Source organism: Paeniglutamicibacter gangotriensis Lz1y, assembly GCF_000348945.1.
GTDB classification, from domain to species: Bacteria; Actinomycetota; Actinomycetes; order Actinomycetales; family Micrococcaceae; genus Paeniglutamicibacter; species Paeniglutamicibacter gangotriensis.
Genome location: NZ_AOCK01000003.1, coordinates 181,178 through 196,637 on the forward strand (window position 1 = coordinate 181,178; position 15,460 = coordinate 196,637).

A 15,460-nucleotide genomic window follows, 5' to 3' on the forward strand; every position below is an offset into this window, starting at 1 on the left:
TTCTGCGGCCTTCGATCCCCCTTGCCATCGGCTTTGTGGGGCAGACCGTGGTGCCCGCACCATGGGCGGCAGGCCCCAAGGGCAGCTGCCCCGACGCTAGGTGCCCAGTCCGATGGCCGAGCCCAGCAACGCATAACCAACGAATCCTGCGATGTCCAGGAACGCGTGGGCGATGACCAGCGGCATCACCCGGCCCTTCTTGGCATAGACCCAGCCGAAGACCACACCCATGGCAACGTTGCCGATGAACGGCCCGATGCCTTGGTAGAGGTGGTAGCTGCCACGCAGTACGGCACTGGCACAGATCATCTGCCACGTGCCCCAACCCAGGCGTCCAAGCCGCTCGAAGAAGTACCCCACGACGATGACTTCTTCCAGAATGCTGTGGCGGATCGCGGAGAAGACGAGCACCGGGATGGTCCACCAATATTCATCCAACGCTGCCGGAACAATGATCGTGGTCAGCCCCAGGGCCCGGCCCAGCGCATAGACCCCCAGGGTGCCCAGACCCATGATCAGGAACAACCCGGCACCCCACCCCAGATCCCGGAACGGTCTCTTTGCATCGAAGCCCAGCCGAACAAAGGGATTGCCACCCGGCAGCCGCCAGAGCAGGTAGAACACCAGCATCACCGGTACCAGGGCGAAGAAGATATCCAGCAACTGGTAGGTCAAATCGAAGTATTGACGCTGGTTCAAAGAATTGTTCAGCGACGTCGTCTGGGAACCCAACGGAGCGCGGCTCATCTTGTCGACGAGGTTCACGATCGAATAGATGCCCGATTTGCCCAGCGATAGCCCCAGCACGATGAGCAGTTCAATTTTCAGGCCACGGCGGGTACGCGCATCGGTCCCGTGCAGTCCTAGCTGCTTGGTGATCAGGGGTTTATCCGGCGCCGGTGAACTCATGCCTTCGATCCTACGCGTGCAACATTTGGCTCGCATCCGTCGCTGGCCTGTAAGGATGGAAGCATGCAGCGCGAAGCAACGACCCGGGAAATCGAGTTGGCCACCACCTTGCACCCCGCAGCGGACTGGAACGCAGCTCATGTTGATACCGGCGGACAGTTCCATGAGGTGCTGGTGGCCCCGGGGGAAGCGGTCATGCGGATGAGCCGCACGCCCGAAGCCGCAGCAGCCATGCAACGCAGGGTGGACCTCATCCAAGCACTGGAGGGACAGTTCAGCTTCCTGCTGCCCTCCGCATTGGGTCGGGTGTGGCACGACGCTGGCCTCTCCGCCGTCATCCAGCGCTATGTTCCGGGGGCGGCACACCTTCCGCACGCCGGTGATATCACTGCTCTGCGCGGCGTGCTCGCGGAGCTTGCCGCCGTCGATCTCGGGCCGCTGGAAGGACTGTTGGCCCCGCCGTTTACCTTCGGCGGCCCCTGGACCCCGGACAAGATCGAATCGACGCTCGAGGTCCTGCCCCAGAACTTGGCTGTTGCGGCCCAACAAGTGTTGGATGCTGTCGATTCCTTCGCTGAGGTTCCTGCTTCACTCGTCCACGGTGACCTGGCCGGGCACAACATGCGCTGGAGGGAAGGCACATTACTCGGCGTAATCGACTGGGACCTGGCAGCGGCCTGGGACCCGGCGCTGGACACCGCCTACCTGGCGTTATGGCATGGCCATGACCTCATCGAGACCATAGCGCCGAGCGCGCAGGAGGCCTGGCGCGCCCGCATCTGGTTGGGTGCCATGGGGCTGGAAAGCGTCTTTGATGCGTCCTTGGATCCGCAGCGGGATCTTTCCGGATTGATCGGCAAAATCGCCCCGCGGCTCCTCAAAGCAGCTGCGGTTGCCCGCGGCTAACGGCCGACAGCCTACGGCACTCCGGCGCTGAGCGGGCCCGCTGGACCAATCCCTAGCCCCGCGCTCCTCGGTGATCCCCTCACCAGCGAAGAGAAAACAAAGAGAAAACAAAAAAGGCCGGAGCCGGACCCAAGAATTTCTTGGGTCCGGCTCCGGCCGCCTTCGGATTACAGACTAGTTGGAGAGTGCTGCAACGGCTGCGTCGTAGTTCGGCTCCGTGGCGATTTCGGGAACAATCTCGCTGTGCAAGACCGCACCCTTCTCGTCCAGGACGACGATGGCGCGGGCCAGCAGGCCCTTCATCGGGCTATCGCCCAAGGTGAGGCCGAAGTCTGCACCGAAGTCGGAACGGAAGGACGAGGCAGTCACGACGTTCTCGATGCCCTCGGTTCCGCAGAAGCGGCCCAGGGCAAACGGCAGGTCCGCCGAGGCGCAGACGACTGCGGTGTTCTCGAGTCCCGAAGCCAGCTCGTTGAAGCGGCGGACCGAGGAGGCGCAGACACCGGTGTCGATGGAGGGGAAGATGTTGAGCACTACGCGCTTGCCGCGCAGCTCGGTGCTAGTCACGTCGCCGAGGTCGGCGCCGGTGAGCGTGAAGTCAGGAGCGGTTGCGCCAACGGCGGGCAGTTCGCCAATGATCTGGACAGGGGTACCTTTGAGTGCAGTAATAGCCATGTGTTCTTGTTTATCACGAAGGTGCCGCTGATCACGAAGCGGTTCGCTCAAGGCGTCCCGTCATCTTCTCTGCGCGTCATACCCATGTCTGTCGGAACACATCAGTCGTAAATCGATGAACGATGCCCCAGCTCCAGTGCGACGTTCACCTATTCTTCATCAATGAGGTCACAGATGATGCGATAGTCCCCGATTCGCTACCGCCACAGACCTGGCAGGCAACAGGTGAGGACGTCCCCGAGACCGGGGTCCGCCAGCGCCGTGATCTCTTCCAACGTCGAAATCAGCCGCCTGCCCGAAGGCTCGAGACACGGGTCGCTGCAACAAGTACGGACAGCAACGCCGACGGCCAGACTCTCGTCATTGCCCGCACCCGATTCGTGAGTGTGAATCACAAAGGTAAGTGGCGTGGTTTTCCCAGCGCTAATTGGCCGTGATTTGTCGCGCGCGTTCTCCCCCGGAACCGAACATCATCCGTTGCTGCGGCCGGGGAGGGTACAGAAACCTGATTGATGGAGATCGTTCCGGCCAGCTTGGCGGCAGGACGATTCGTCTTTCTTAGGCCGCTGCGGAGCCGCCGGATGACGTGGGGCTAAGCCAGGGAGAGGAAGAGCTTTTCCATGTCGGCCTTGTCGGCCGTGGAGTCTTCGCTCTTGAGGCACTGTTCGAGTCCGGTGGCGATGATGGAAAACCCTGCCCGGTCAATGGCCTTGGAGGCCGCTGAAAGCTGGGTGACCACGGCACGGCAGTCACTGCCTTCCTCCAGCATGCGAATGACCGCATTAAGCTGGCCCTGGGCTCGCTTAAGCCTGTTGATGGCCGGTTTCATCGTATCCGCGTCCAGTTCCAAGGCGGTTCCCTCCAGTCGTTGTTGTTTCACTCAGTCTATACCCCCGGGGGTTTCCAGACGTTCCGTTGACAGTGATTTGAAATACCCCCAGGGGTATGTGCAATACTCGACCATCGAAGGGGCCGCAAAACCCCACCCCCCCTACCCCGAGGAACCGCCCCATGTGCCGCACGATCACCTGCCGCAAATGCCGTAAAACCACCTGGGCCGGATGCGGCCAACACGTCAAGCAAGTCATGGCCAACGTGCCGCATGGCGAGCGCTGCTCTTGCGACCCGAACGTCCCGAAGAAAGCCCGTAAGGGCGGAGGATTCCTCGCCCGCCTCCTGGGCCGCTAAGGCGACCTGACCGAAGTTCCGGCGGCGATCGACACTATTCACCATGGTGCCGATCGTCGCCTTTTGCATGTGCGGGCATCTCCGAGCAGGGCTGGAATCCGATTTGACGACATACCCCCGGGGGTATTATTGTTTAAATCGAACCGGATACCCCCCGGGGTATTGCTTTCAACTTAACCTAGGAGAGACCATGCTGCTCGAACGCATCTATGACGAGGACCTCGCACAGGCCAGCTACTTCATCGGCTGCCAGGCCAAGGGCGAAGCCATCGTGGTGGACGCCCGCCGCGACATCCGGGTGTACCAGGATCTAGCCGCGAAGAACGACATGAAGATCACGGCCGTCACCGAGACCCACATCCATGCCGACTACCTCTCCGGAACCCGCGAGTTGGCCGCCGCGACCGACGCTACGATCCACGTCTCGGGCGAGGGCGGAACGGACTGGCAGTACGAATTCGATGCAGAACGCCTTTTCGACCAGGACACCATCACGCTGGGAAATATCAGCATCAAGGCCTTGCATACCCCCGGCCACACCCCCGAGCATCTCTCCTTTCTGATCACCGACGGAGCATTCAGCCACGAGCCTGGCTTCCTGCTCTCCGGAGACTTCGTATTCTCCGGGGATCTGGGCCGCCCCGATCTGCTCGATGAGGCCGCCGGCGGGACCGACACCCGCTTTGCCGGAGCCCACGATTTGTTCGTCTCGCTACGGGAAAAGTTCTTGGCCCTGCCCGACTACGTGCAGGTCTATCCGGGCCACGGAGCCGGCAGCGCCTGCGGCAAGGCATTGGGTGCCATCCCTTCCTCCACTGTCGGGTACGAGCGCAACTTCGCCTGGTGGGGCCCCTACCTGGCGGCCAACGACGAGACCGGATTCGTTGCAGAACTGCTCGACGGGCAACCCGACGCCCATGCCTACTTCGGTCGCATGAAGCGCGAGAACCGCCAAGGCCCGGTCGTCATGGGCAAACGCGCACCGCTGGCCGAGCTGGCAGCTGAAGACGTCGCGGCGGCCTTGGTCGCCGATGAAATCGGGGTTGTCGATACCCGTCACCACTCGCTGGTCCACGAGGGCACCGTAGCAGGTGCCCTGAACATCCCGGCCGGCAACAAGGCGGCGAGCTACGGCGCCTGGGCCGTGGACCCTCAAACCGACAAGCGCCCGCTGGTGCTCCTTGCACCTGGCGTTGAAACCGCCACCGAGATGTGGGACCACCTCATCCGGGTGGGAATCGACAACGTCGCTGGATATATCACCTCCCTGGATGGCCTGCCGGTCCACACCCCGGAAACCCTGGCCCCTGCCGATCTGGCAGGATTCGATGCCGCCATGCTGCTGGACGTACGAAACAAGACCGAACACACCGCCGGACACATCCCCGGCTCCAAACAGCTCAACGCCGGACGGGTGCTCTGGCACACCGACCAGCTTCCGGCCGACGGGGCGATCGTGAGCTACTGCCAGTCCGGTGTCCGCAATTCCGTGGCCGCCTCCGCTCTGCGCCGCGCCGGACACAACGTCGTCGAACTGACCGGCAGCTACGCCGGATGGAACGCCTGGAAACAAACGCAGGACGCCTAGGCGTCCCGAACCCGACCACCCACCCTCAAGTTTTCGGTTCCTCGTCCGTCCTTTCGGATACGGGACCGGCCGGGCCCCCGCCCGGCAGAAAGGGCCCCAAAGCCATGAACACGAATCCCCAGACCACCAGCCCCTCAGAGCTCAAGGAATGGATCACTTCCGGCGCCGACGTCGTCGTGCTCGACGTACGTTCCGCAGCCGAATTCGAAACCCTGCACATCAGAGGCTCCTACAACATTCCCCTCCCGCTGCTTGCCGAGCACACCGAGGAACTCGCCGCAAGACTCGACACCAAGGTGGTGCTGGTCTGCCAGTCCGGCGTGCGCGCCACCGAGGCCCACGCAAACCTCGCTTCGGTCGGCTTCGGCAACGCACATGTCCTGGCCGGCGGTGTCCCCTCTTACCAACTAGCCGGCGGGGAAACCGTTGAGGGTTCCAAGCGCTGGGCCCTGGAGCGCCAGGTGCGCATGACCGCCGGAACCCTCGTGGTCGCCGGGCTGGCCGGGGGCAAGTTCCTCTCCCCGCAGCTGCGCACCGTCGCCGGCCTCATCGGCGCCGGACTGACCTTCTCCGCTGCCACCAATACCTGCGCCATGGGCAAGGCCCTGTCCAAGATGCCGTGGAACAAAACCGGCAACGAGCCAACCCGGGAATCGGTCATCGCCCAGCTTCCGGCCAGCAGGTCCTAGCGACTTCCTGGGACCCCGTCGTCCGTTCACCCGGTTTCCGGCTCGGACCTCACCTTTCCGAGCCGGGAAGCACCTGCCCGGCACCTCACGAAGGAACAGCCATGCCCGATATCACCGTCATTGACGCCGAAAAGCGTCGTGCCGAAGACCAGCTCCTCGACGTCCGCGAAGATTTCGAAGTTGCCGCGGGCATGATCCCCGGCGCCATCCACATCCCCATGGGGGAGCTGAACAGCCGACTGGCGGAGATCGACCAGTTCCGTCCAGTCATCGTGGTCTGCCGCAGCGGAAACCGCAGCTCCCGCGTCGCCGCGGCATTGACGGCTGCAGGGTTCGCAGCCGACAACATGGCCGGCGGCATGAGCGCATGGCAGCGCGCCGGCCTGCCCGTCGGCTAGCGAAAACTCCACGACGACCACCATCCTCCGCGCGCAGACCCGACGCCCGACCCTGCAAGGATTTTCTCCATGACCCTTACCCTCGCACTCACCCTCCTGCTTTCGGTGCTGATCGGGCTCTCGCTCGGCCTGCTCGGTGGGGGCGGGTCCATCCTCACCGTCCCGATCCTCACCTATGTTGCAGGCATGAGTCCCAAGGAAGCCATCGCCGCGTCCCTCTTCGTGGTCGGGGTGACCAGTGCGGTCAGCGCCGTGGACCACGCCCGCAACAAACGCGTGCGATGGCGCACCGGCCTCGTCTTCGGTGCCGCGGGCATGGCCGGGGCCTTCGGAGGCGGCCTGCTGGGCGGACACCTCCCCGGAACCGTCCTCATGATCGCGTTCGCGCTGATGATGATCGCCACCTCCCTGGCCATGATCCGCGGCCGCAGGAACTCTTCCCGCGCACCCCTCCCGGGGGATCTGCCCGTGCCCAAGGTCATCCTCGAGGGCCTGGTTGTCGGTCTGGTCACCGGTTTGGTCGGTGCCGGCGGCGGTTTCCTGGTAGTGCCGGCCCTCGCCCTGCTGGGCGGTTTGTCGATGCCGGTCGCGGTCGGCACCTCGCTGGTCGTCATCGCCATGAAGTCCTTCGCCGGCCTCGGTGGCTACCTCACCGTGGTGTCCCTGGATTGGGCGCTAGTCGGCGGGGTCACAGCGGCCGCAATCCTGGGGTCATTCATTGGTGCCCGGCTCGCCGGACGCATCCCTGAATCCTCGTTGCGCAAGGGCTTTGGCTTCTTCGTGCTCGGCATGGGTGTCTTCGTGCTGTTCCAAGAGCTCCACTCCCCCGCGAACCTCATCCTTGGCATCACCTCCGCCGCCATCGCCGCGGGTGCCGCGCTGTGCTGGTTCCTCATCCCCGCCTGCCCACTGCGCCGCAGGGGATCCGCGTCCCTTGAAACGGCCGATGTCCACGCCGAAACCCTGTAACAGGTCCTGAGGGCGAGTTCCAGGCCGCATTCCTGAGTATTGCCAAGCTCAAGGTTTGTGGGAGCTGCGAGCGACGCCAGTCTTGACCATCGACGCAGCTGCGGCCCCGGGAAGCGATTTGTTCCAAAATATCGTCTGATCGTCAAAGGTCTTGCCCGGCCCTCATCTGCATGCCGGGGTCGATCAGCGACCGGCCCGTGACCCGCAGCTCTACAACCGCATCGGATTCGCCCATGAACACCGGCAGTCAACCCCGGAGGAACTCACCGCCGTTCTGGCCATACGCTTGCCGCCAGAAGACGAGGCCGCCGATGATGGACCGGCCCACGCAAAAGCCATCACGACCATCATCTGGATCATCGGCGGCTACTTCCGCCTCGTCGACCGGCAGCCGACCCGGATCGAGCGCGTGCATACGGTGCACAGCTTTACCGGGCTCACGCCGGAAATTGTCGACATCGTGTGGCAGGTCTGCTCATCGGCCATTGAACGCTGCGAAAACCAGGCCACTTACCGTTGCGATTCACCTTCCAGGCAGATCAACAACCCCGGTGCGACCCGCCTACAATTTACCGACGACCAAAGCTCCTGCCCGGAACACCGGGCCGGACAGGTTCATCCCGGGGCGGTAAGCCAGGTGCGCCACCGCTGGTGCGTTGAGCAACTGAATATCGGCCCGCTTGCCCACTTCAAGGGACCCCACCAGATCCTGCACACCCAGGGCGAGCGCTCCCCCATACGTGGCAGCAGTAATGGCTTCCTCAATAGTTAAGCGCATCTGCAAGACCGCGGTGGCCACGCAAAACGCCATCGAGGAGGTGTAGGAGGTACCGGGGTTGCAATTCGAGGCCAGGGCAATCTGCACCCCGGCATCGATCAGTTCCCGCCCCGGGGCCAGCGGCTGGCGGGTCGAGAGGTCGCAAGCCGGCAGGCAGGTCGCCACCGTCCCCGCGGCACCCGTTCGTGTTGCTGGGTCCCAGCTCTCCCAGGATCCGGCCAACGCTGTCACATCTGCATCATCGAGGTAGTTCACGTGGTCCACGCTGGCCGCACCGAACTCCACGGCAAGCTGTGTTCCGGGACCGGGGCCCAGCTGGTTCCCGTGTACCCGCAAACCCAGCCCGGCCTGATGGGCGGCTGCGAGCACCTGGCGGGACTGGGCCTCATTGAAGGCCCCGCGCTCGCAAAAGACATCGGCGAACTGGACGTACGGGCGGACCCTTTCGAGCATCTCGCCGCAGACCAGGTCCGTGTACTCCTGGGCGTCCATACCGGCCGGGACCAAGTGGGCGCCCAGGAACGTCACCTTGTCCACCACGGTGGAGGCGATGCGCGCATGCCTCGCTTCTTCCTCGACGTCCAGCCCGTAGCCGGTCTTGGTTTCGAGGTAGGTGGTTCCCCCGGCCAGGGCCTCGGCGGCCCTGCCCATCAGCAGGCGAGTCAGGTCGTAGTCGCTGGTCGCCCGCGTGGCGGCGGTGGTGACGGCAATGCCGCCGGCGGCATAGTCCTGCCCGGCCATGCGGGCCACGAATTCGGCACTGCGGTCCCCGGCGAACACCAGGTGGCTATGCGAGTCCACCCAGCCCGGCAAAGCTGCCCGATATCCGGCGTCGATGACGGTGTCGGCCGCCGGTGCCTGCGCCGCCGAGCCGATCCAGGCGATTTTTTCATCCTCGAGGAGGATTGCGGCGTCCTTGATGACCGTGTGGGCGGCGTCGGCGGTGAAGACTTCGGTCAGGTTGGTGATCAGCGTGGTGGTCATGAAAACTCCGGGTTCTGGGTCAAGAAGGCGGTGTAGAGCTTGGCTGGATCGCCCAGCCGCGTATGGATCCCGTTGAGCGCCACCAGCTGCCCGTTGATGTGCACTTGCGCCACATCCGCGGCGGTGGCGGTGAGTGGTAGCTGGGTGGTGCGGGAACCGGCGGTCCGCATCGAGTCGGTGCGCACCTGGAGGTGATCGTCGTTGGCTTCCAGGCCCAGGGAGCGCAACCCGGAATCGCGGGCCGCGGCAGAGAGCTCGGCCGGGGAGAAACGTCCGCGCTGCCCGCTGCGCAACCGTTCCCCGTACTCGAGTCCGCGCTGTTCCAGGTAGGGGTCCAGCACCGCGTGCTGGTCGCTGCCCAGGGCGATGTGCGCCCCGGCATCGGCAAGTTCCCGCGCCGGGCCGATCCCGTCACCCAGGTCCGCCTCGGTGGTGGGGCACATGACGATATTTGCCTGTGCCAAGCCCAGGGCCTTGATGTCTGCCTCGCTCAGGTGCGTGGCGTGCACCGCTGAGAGTCTGACATCGAGCAATCCGGCACCGTCCAGCACCCCGGTGGGGCTGACACCGTACGCCGCGGCGCAGGCCAGGTTTTCTGCTGGTTGTTCGGAGAGGTGGATGTGCAGCGGCTCGCCCGGATCCAGGTCTGCGGCGATGGCTGCCATGTCCTGGTCGGTGAGGGCTCGCACCGAGTGGATCGCGGCACCCAGGCTCAGCAATCCCGCCCCGGCGTCGAGTTCTGCCAGGGCGGTGCCCAGCCGGCGGTGACGCTCCAGCCAGCCGGCGACGGTGCCGTCGCTGAAGCGTCGTTGGGTCGCTTCTAGCTCCAGCACCGCTCCGTCGGGACCCAGACCGCCCTGCAGGTAGCAGGTATCAAGGAGCACCAGTCGGATGCCTGCATCCAGGGCCGCCTGGCCCAGGGCCAGTTCCATGGCGTGCGGCTCGGTGTCCGAGCCCGGTGCGCCATAGGGTGTCCCGTCGTGCTGGTGGTGCAGGTAGTGGAACTCGCCCACCGCGCTGTATCCGCTGCACACCATCTCGGCGAAGACGGCGGTGGCAAGTTGTTGGTACGCGGCAGGGGTCAGCGCATGGGCGTACCTGTACATGTGTTCGCGCCAGGTCCAGAAGGTGCCGGCCCCACCGTCCTCACCCTCGTGGGTGCGCCCGCGAAGGATCCGGTGAAACGCATGGGAGTGCGCGTTGACCGGGGCCGGGACCCTGACGGTGGTTGGCTCGGTGCTCACAGCAGATCCTCTAGGGCATCGGCCAGCGCCACGACTCCCGCCGAGGCGTCGTCGTCTTCGACGTACTCCTGAGGGGAATGGCTGATCCCGGAAGGGTTGCGCACATAGAGCATCCCGGAAGGAACCAACGCCGCCAGCACCCCCGCGTCGTGGCCTGCACCGGTGGGAAGCAGCGGGGCACCGGGCACCAGCCGGCGTACCGACTGGGCCAGCGAGCGGGTGAGCCCCGCATCGAAGTGCACGGTGTTGGAGAAGGATTCCTCGGTGAGGTGCACCGTGCAGCCCTCGAATGCCGCGAGCTTCTGTGCCTGCCCATGGATCTTTTCCACCAGCATCGCCGTGACGGCGTCCTCCGGGTGGCGGACATCGAGCCACAGATCCACCCTGGAGGCAATCACATTGGTGCCCCCGGGAACCGGCTCCAACCGGCCCACGGTGGCCCGGGCGTTGTCCTGCGCCGATCCGATGCTGCGCACCGCGACGATGGTCTGGGCCGCGGCGATCATCGGATCCGAGCGGTCGGCCATCAGCGTGGTTCCTGCGTGGTTGCCCTGACCGGAGAAGGACAGCCGCCAGCGCCCGTGGCCCAGGATGGTATCCCCCACCGCGATGGCCGGGCCGCGCCCCGCATGATCGGTGTGCTCCTCGGAGTTCAGCCCCTTGCCCTGCTCCACGTGGAGCTCGATGAAGTCCCCGATCTGGGCCAGTGCCGTCTCGTCCCTGCCCATCCGGGCCGGGTCCAGGCCGTGCGCCGTCGCCACCTCGGCGAAGGTGTTGCCCTGCTCATCGCGCAGGTTCAGCGCCCTGACCGGGTCGATGGCCCCGGTCAGCAGGCGCGAACCCAAACAGGCGACCCCAAAGCGGGAGCCTTCCTCCTCGGGAAACACCGTGATGGCCATGGCACGGTTGCGCACCAGCTCTCCGGAGGCTTCGCGCGCGGCGAGCTGATCGTAGGCGGCCAGCGCACTGGCGACTCCCAACGGTCCGTCAAAGGCCCCGCCACCGGGCACCGAGTCCAGGTGGGAGCCGGTGACCAGGGCGCCGCGGCGCGAGGCAGCATTTTTGGCCGAGCCGGGAAGATCCCACCAGGCCCAGATGATGCCGTTGGCATCGGTGGAAACTTCCAGCGACCGGCCGGTGGCCTCGGCGATGAACCATTCGCGCAGCGTGTTTTCGGCGGCCGAATACACGGGGCGCGAATAGCCGCCGCGCTTGGCATCGCGGCCGATGTCTTCGATGGCCCCCAGCAGGGAGTTGACTCTTTGGCTGTGCACGTTGTTCATGATTCCTATCTGCCGACCATCAGGTAGGCAATCGGGCTGGCAATGAGAATGGTCAGGGCCACGCGTTGGGCCCAAATGACAACCAGGTGCCAGACCTTCAACGGTATCCGGGTTGCCAGGATGCAGGGCACCACGGCGGAGAAGAAGATGATCGCCGAAACGCAGACCACGCCGATGACCAGGCGCAAATGCTCGGATTCGTGGCCGGCGACCACGGTGGCGGGCAGGAACATCTCGGCGATGCCCACGGCGGAGGCCTTGGCGGCCAACAGCGGATCCGGCAATCCAACGACCCAGGTGAAGGGGAGGAAGATGTAGCCCAACCAGTCAAAGACCGGGGTGAAGCGGGCCAGCAGCAAGCCGATCAGCCCGACCGACAGGATCGAGGGCAGGATTGCCATGGCCATCAGCACCCCGTCCTTGAAGTTGTCGCGCACATTGGCGCCCAGCTTCGGGGCGGTGGCGAGCATCCCCAGGGCATCGCGCCATGCGGTGGCCAAGCGCCGGGATTTCACCATTTCCTCGGGTTGGGCGGTGGCGGACCAGAAGTAGCTGTCCTCGATCTTGCTCAGCGGTGGGATGCGGACCACGATCGCGGTGACCAGGAACGTCACAGCGAAGGTGAGGAAGAAGTAGGGCAGCCACAGGTGCATGATCTCCAACGTCTTGGCCACGATCAGCATGAAGGTGACCGAGACGGTGGAGAATCCGGTGGCAATGATCGCCGATTCGCGTCCGGTGTAGCGCCCGGACTGGTACATCCGATCGGTGATCAGCAGGCCCAGCGAGTAGCTGCCCACGAACGAGGCCACCGCGTCGATGGCCGAGCGGCCCGGGGTGCGCCAGAGCGGGCGCATGACGCGCTGGACCAGCACCCCGACGAATTCCATCAGCCCGTAGCCCACCAGCAGGGCCAGAAAAACTGCACCAATGGGAACGATCATGCCCACCGGTATCACCAGCTTGTTGAACAGGAACGGTCCAAGGTCCGGATCGAAGAGCAATGCAGGGCCCACGTTGAACACCAGCATCGTGCCGGTGGCCAGGCCCAAGATGTTCAGGAACGCAAAAAGTGTCTTGACCCCTGAGTCCTTCCAGCGCCCGGAGGCGAAGGGGTAAATCGTTCCGGCCAGGATCAGTCCCAGGATCAGGTACTTGACCGCGGGTCCGAGCATGGCGGTGATCCAGCTGACCAGGTGGTCTAGCGGGATGGTGTTTTTCCCGCCGATGGTGATCGGAATGAAGAACATGAAGATCCCGATGAGACTGTAGACGAAGAACCGCCACAACCCCCGAGGCTTCTCGCCGATATCTGCTTGTTCCAGGCGCGTCCCGATGGTGCCGTCGTTGGCCATGGAAGCTCCTACTCCGACATCGGGATGCGCACGCCGCGTGCCTGCGCGACTTCGATGGCACGTTCGTATCCGGCGTCCACGTGCCGGATCACTCCCATGCCCGGGTCGTTGGTCAGCAGCGCCTCGAGCTTGGCCGCTGCCAGCTCGGTGCCGTCGGCCACCGAGACCTGCCCGGCGTGGATGGAGCGGCCGATGCCTACCCCGCCGCCGTGGTGGATCGAGACCCAGGTGGCCCCGGATGCGGTGGCGGTCATGGCGTTGAGCAGCGGCCAGTCCGCGATCGCGTCCGAACCATCCTTCATGGATTCGGTCTCGCGGTAAGGGGACGCCACAGAACCGGAGTCCAGGTGGTCGCGTCCGATCACAATGGGTGCGGAGATCTTGCCCTCGGCCACCAGCTGGTTGAACAGCAGGCCCGCCTGCTGGCGTTCGCCGTAGCCCAGCCAGCAGATGCGTGCCGGCAGGCCCTCGAATTCGACGTGTTCGGCGGCGGCGTTGAGCCAGCGGTGCAGGTGCTCGTTGTCCGGGAAGAGTTCCTTCAAGGCTTCATCGGTCACGCGGATGTCTTCCGGGTCCCCGGAGAGGGCCACCCAGCGGAACGGGCCCAGGCCCTCGCAGAACAGCGGGCGGATGTAGGCCGGGACGAAGCCGGGGAATTCGAAGGCGCGCTCGAAGCCGCCCTTGCGTGCCTCGTCGCGGATGGAGTTGCCGTAGTCGAAGACTTCGGCGCCGATGTCCTGGAAACCAACCATGGCCTCGACGTGTGCGGCCATCGCGTGCTGGGCCTTCTTGGTAAAGCCTGCTTCGTCGGCCTTGGCCTCGGCATCCCACTGCTCGATGGAGTATTCAACCGGCAGGTAGCTCAACGGATCGTGGGCACTGGTCTGGTCGGTGACGATGTCGAAGGAGACCGTCCCGGCCTTTTGGCGGCGCAGCAGCTCGGGGAAAACCTCGGCGGCGTTGCCGACATAGCCCACCGAGAGCGCACGCTTTTCATTCTTCGCCGCACTCACCTTGGCCAGGGCTGTATCCAGGTCCAGTTCCACCTCGTCGAGGTAGCGTTTGCCCAGCCGGCGGCGCAGGCGTTCCTCGGAGACATCCACGATCAGCACCGCCCCGCCGTTGAGGGTGACGGCAAGCGGCTGGGCTCCACCCATGCCGCCGCACCCACCGGTGAGTGTCAGGGTGCCGGCCATGGTGCCGCCGAAGCGCTTGACACCGATGGCGGCGAAGGTCTCATAGGTTCCCTGCAGGATGCCCTGGGTGCCGATGTAGATCCAGGAACCGGCGGTCATCTGCCCGTACATCAGCAGGCCTTCGGCCTCCAGCTTGCGGAACTCGGGCCAGGTGGCCCAGTCCCCCACCAGGTTGGAGTTGGCGATCAACACGCGCGGTGCCCACTTGTTGGTGCGGAAGACCCCGACCGGCTTGCCCGACTGGATCAGCAGGGTCTCGTTTTCTTCCAGGTCCGTCAGCGTTTTGATGATGGCGTCATAGGCCTCCCAGGAGCGGGCGGCGCGTCCGGTGCCGCCGTACACCACCAAGTCCTCGGGGCGCTCGGCTACCTCCGGGTCCAGGTTGTTCATCAGCATGCGCAATGGGGCTTCGGTGGCCCAGGACTTGGCGGTCAGCGTGGTGCCACGCGGGGCACGGATGACACGGGACGGATCATGTTGGGTGAAGCTCATTGATGTGTTCTCCTCGATCAGTGATGCTGAAAATGGTGGTGGCTAAGAGCCGGCGGGGATGCCAAGTAAGGCTCGGGCCTCGGCGGCAACCAGATCGCCGATACGCTGAATTTCCGCCGGGTTCATCCGGTAGCTGGGGGCAACCACCGAGATCGCGGCCAGGGGCCCTTCGTCCACGGCGGCATCGGTTGCCCCGAGCTGCCGCAGCGGTGCGGCGATGGCCGTGACGTCGAGTTCGACGCCCTTGTCGGAGACCACATAGCCGGATTCGGGGGTCTTTCCTGCGAATACGACGCCCAGGCTGGAGCCCGAAAGCGGGACGCTGCGACCCACCCAGGAGGCGTGGCGTACCGAATGGGTGCCCTCGGCGATGGCCAGGTACACGGCGTGGTCGTTTCCCGTTCCCTGGTGGCCGCGTACCGAGAGGTATGCCGACTCTCCTGTCGCTTCGACCAAGCGTTGGAGAGCCGGTGCCGCCAGATGGATGAGCGATTCGTGGCTCAGCGCTTGGGCACCGAGCTGCACCAGGCGCAGACCGGGTCGGTATTCGCCTTCCTCGTCCTTGCGCACAAAGCCGCTGTTTTCCAGGGTGCGCAGCAGGCGCAGGGCGGTGGATGCCGAAAGTTCGGTTTCGCGGGAGACTTCTGCCAGCGATACCGCCCCGGCCTCACAGACCGCACCGAGCAATTGCAGCGCGCGTTCCACGGTTCGGGTTGCCGGTTCTGCCACGTCATTCCTCCATATTTGGTGCTTTGGACCTTGAAATACTTGACCTCGGGGCTCCGAGTGGCGCCCTTCGTGCAAAA

General features: G+C 64.8%; 15 protein-coding genes. 5 read left to right on the forward strand and 10 right to left on the reverse strand.

The genetic code is table 11. The features are described from left to right. Positions 1 to 96: 96 nt before the first annotated feature. On the reverse strand, positions 97 to 909 hold the full coding sequence (locus ADIAG_RS06145; protein WP_007270463.1) for a CPBP family intramembrane glutamic endopeptidase: 813 nt from the start codon (positions 907 to 909) through the stop codon (positions 97 to 99). 63 nt (positions 910 to 972) lie between these two features. Here ADIAG_RS06145 and ADIAG_RS06150 point away from each other — a divergent pair, with 63 nt between their 5' ends. Then, complete coding sequence (locus ADIAG_RS06150) at positions 973 to 1,815, forward strand: phosphotransferase family protein (RefSeq protein ID WP_007270464.1); 843 nt, start codon at positions 973 to 975, stop codon at positions 1,813 to 1,815. 174 nt (positions 1,816 to 1,989) lie between these two features. Here ADIAG_RS06150 and tpx read toward each other — a convergent pair whose 3' ends face one another. Beyond that, on the reverse strand, positions 1,990 to 2,490 hold the full coding sequence (gene tpx, locus ADIAG_RS06155; RefSeq protein WP_007270465.1) for a thiol peroxidase: 501 nt from the start codon (positions 2,488 to 2,490) through the stop codon (positions 1,990 to 1,992). A gap of 592 nt (positions 2,491 to 3,082) precedes the next feature. Beyond that, a complete protein-coding gene (locus ADIAG_RS06160; protein WP_394366964.1) occupies positions 3,083 to 3,319 on the reverse strand; it encodes a metal-sensitive transcriptional regulator in 237 nt (78 codons plus the stop codon). Between the two features lie 549 nt (positions 3,320 to 3,868). On the opposite strand from ADIAG_RS06160, the gene ADIAG_RS06165 reads away from it, so the two are divergent. The 4 genes from ADIAG_RS06165 (at position 3,869) to ADIAG_RS06180 (ending at position 7,322) form a co-directional block, all read left to right on the forward strand. After that, positions 3,869 to 5,266 carry an MBL fold metallo-hydrolase gene (locus ADIAG_RS06165; protein WP_007270468.1) on the forward strand — a complete coding sequence of 466 codons (1,398 nt, stop codon included), beginning with the start codon at positions 3,869 to 3,871 and terminating at the stop codon, positions 5,264 to 5,266. A 104-nt stretch (positions 5,267 to 5,370) separates the two neighbouring features. Then, positions 5,371 to 5,955: a rhodanese-like domain-containing protein gene (locus tag ADIAG_RS06170; RefSeq protein WP_043473702.1), complete on the forward strand. Its 585-nt coding sequence runs from the start codon at positions 5,371 to 5,373 to the stop codon at positions 5,953 to 5,955. Positions 5,956 to 6,056: 101 nt separating this feature from the next. Then, complete coding sequence (locus ADIAG_RS06175) at positions 6,057 to 6,353, forward strand: rhodanese-like domain-containing protein (protein ID WP_007270470.1); 297 nt, start codon at positions 6,057 to 6,059, stop codon at positions 6,351 to 6,353. Positions 6,354 to 6,422: 69 nt separating this feature from the next. Then, a complete protein-coding gene (locus ADIAG_RS06180; protein WP_007270471.1) occupies positions 6,423 to 7,322 on the forward strand; it encodes a sulfite exporter TauE/SafE family protein in 900 nt (299 codons plus the stop codon). Positions 7,323 to 7,569: 247 nt separating this feature from the next. On the opposite strand, the gene ADIAG_RS21595 is transcribed toward ADIAG_RS06180, so the two are convergent. The 7 genes from ADIAG_RS21595 to ADIAG_RS06210 form a co-directional block, all read right to left on the reverse strand. After that, positions 7,570 to 7,737 carry a hypothetical protein gene (locus ADIAG_RS21595; protein ID WP_161623941.1) on the reverse strand — a complete coding sequence of 56 codons (168 nt, stop codon included), beginning with the start codon at positions 7,735 to 7,737 and terminating at the stop codon, positions 7,570 to 7,572. Between the two features lie 147 nt (positions 7,738 to 7,884). Next, on the reverse strand, positions 7,885 to 9,084 hold the full coding sequence (gene hutI, locus ADIAG_RS06185; RefSeq protein WP_007270472.1) for an imidazolonepropionase: 1,200 nt from the start codon (positions 9,082 to 9,084) through the stop codon (positions 7,885 to 7,887). Beyond that, complete coding sequence (locus ADIAG_RS06190) at positions 9,081 to 10,328, reverse strand: formimidoylglutamate deiminase (RefSeq protein WP_007270473.1); 1,248 nt, start codon at positions 10,326 to 10,328, stop codon at positions 9,081 to 9,083. The genes hutI and ADIAG_RS06190 overlap by 4 nt, the downstream gene beginning before the upstream one ends. After that, on the reverse strand, positions 10,325 to 11,611 hold the full coding sequence (locus tag ADIAG_RS06195; protein ID WP_007270474.1) for an allantoate amidohydrolase: 1,287 nt from the start codon (positions 11,609 to 11,611) through the stop codon (positions 10,325 to 10,327). The genes ADIAG_RS06190 and ADIAG_RS06195 overlap by 4 nt, the downstream gene beginning before the upstream one ends. A 5-nt stretch (positions 11,612 to 11,616) precedes the next feature. Then, positions 11,617 to 12,966 carry a YjiH family protein gene (locus ADIAG_RS06200; RefSeq protein ID WP_007270475.1) on the reverse strand — a complete coding sequence of 450 codons (1,350 nt, stop codon included), beginning with the start codon at positions 12,964 to 12,966 and terminating at the stop codon, positions 11,617 to 11,619. Between the two features lie 8 nt (positions 12,967 to 12,974). Then, on the reverse strand, positions 12,975 to 14,654 hold the full coding sequence (hutU, locus tag ADIAG_RS06205; protein WP_007270476.1) for a urocanate hydratase: 1,680 nt from the start codon (positions 14,652 to 14,654) through the stop codon (positions 12,975 to 12,977). 42 nt (positions 14,655 to 14,696) lie between these two features. After that, on the reverse strand, positions 14,697 to 15,383 hold the full coding sequence (locus tag ADIAG_RS06210) for an IclR family transcriptional regulator (protein WP_007270477.1): 687 nt from the start codon (positions 15,381 to 15,383) through the stop codon (positions 14,697 to 14,699). Positions 15,384 to 15,460: the final 77 nt, after the last annotated feature.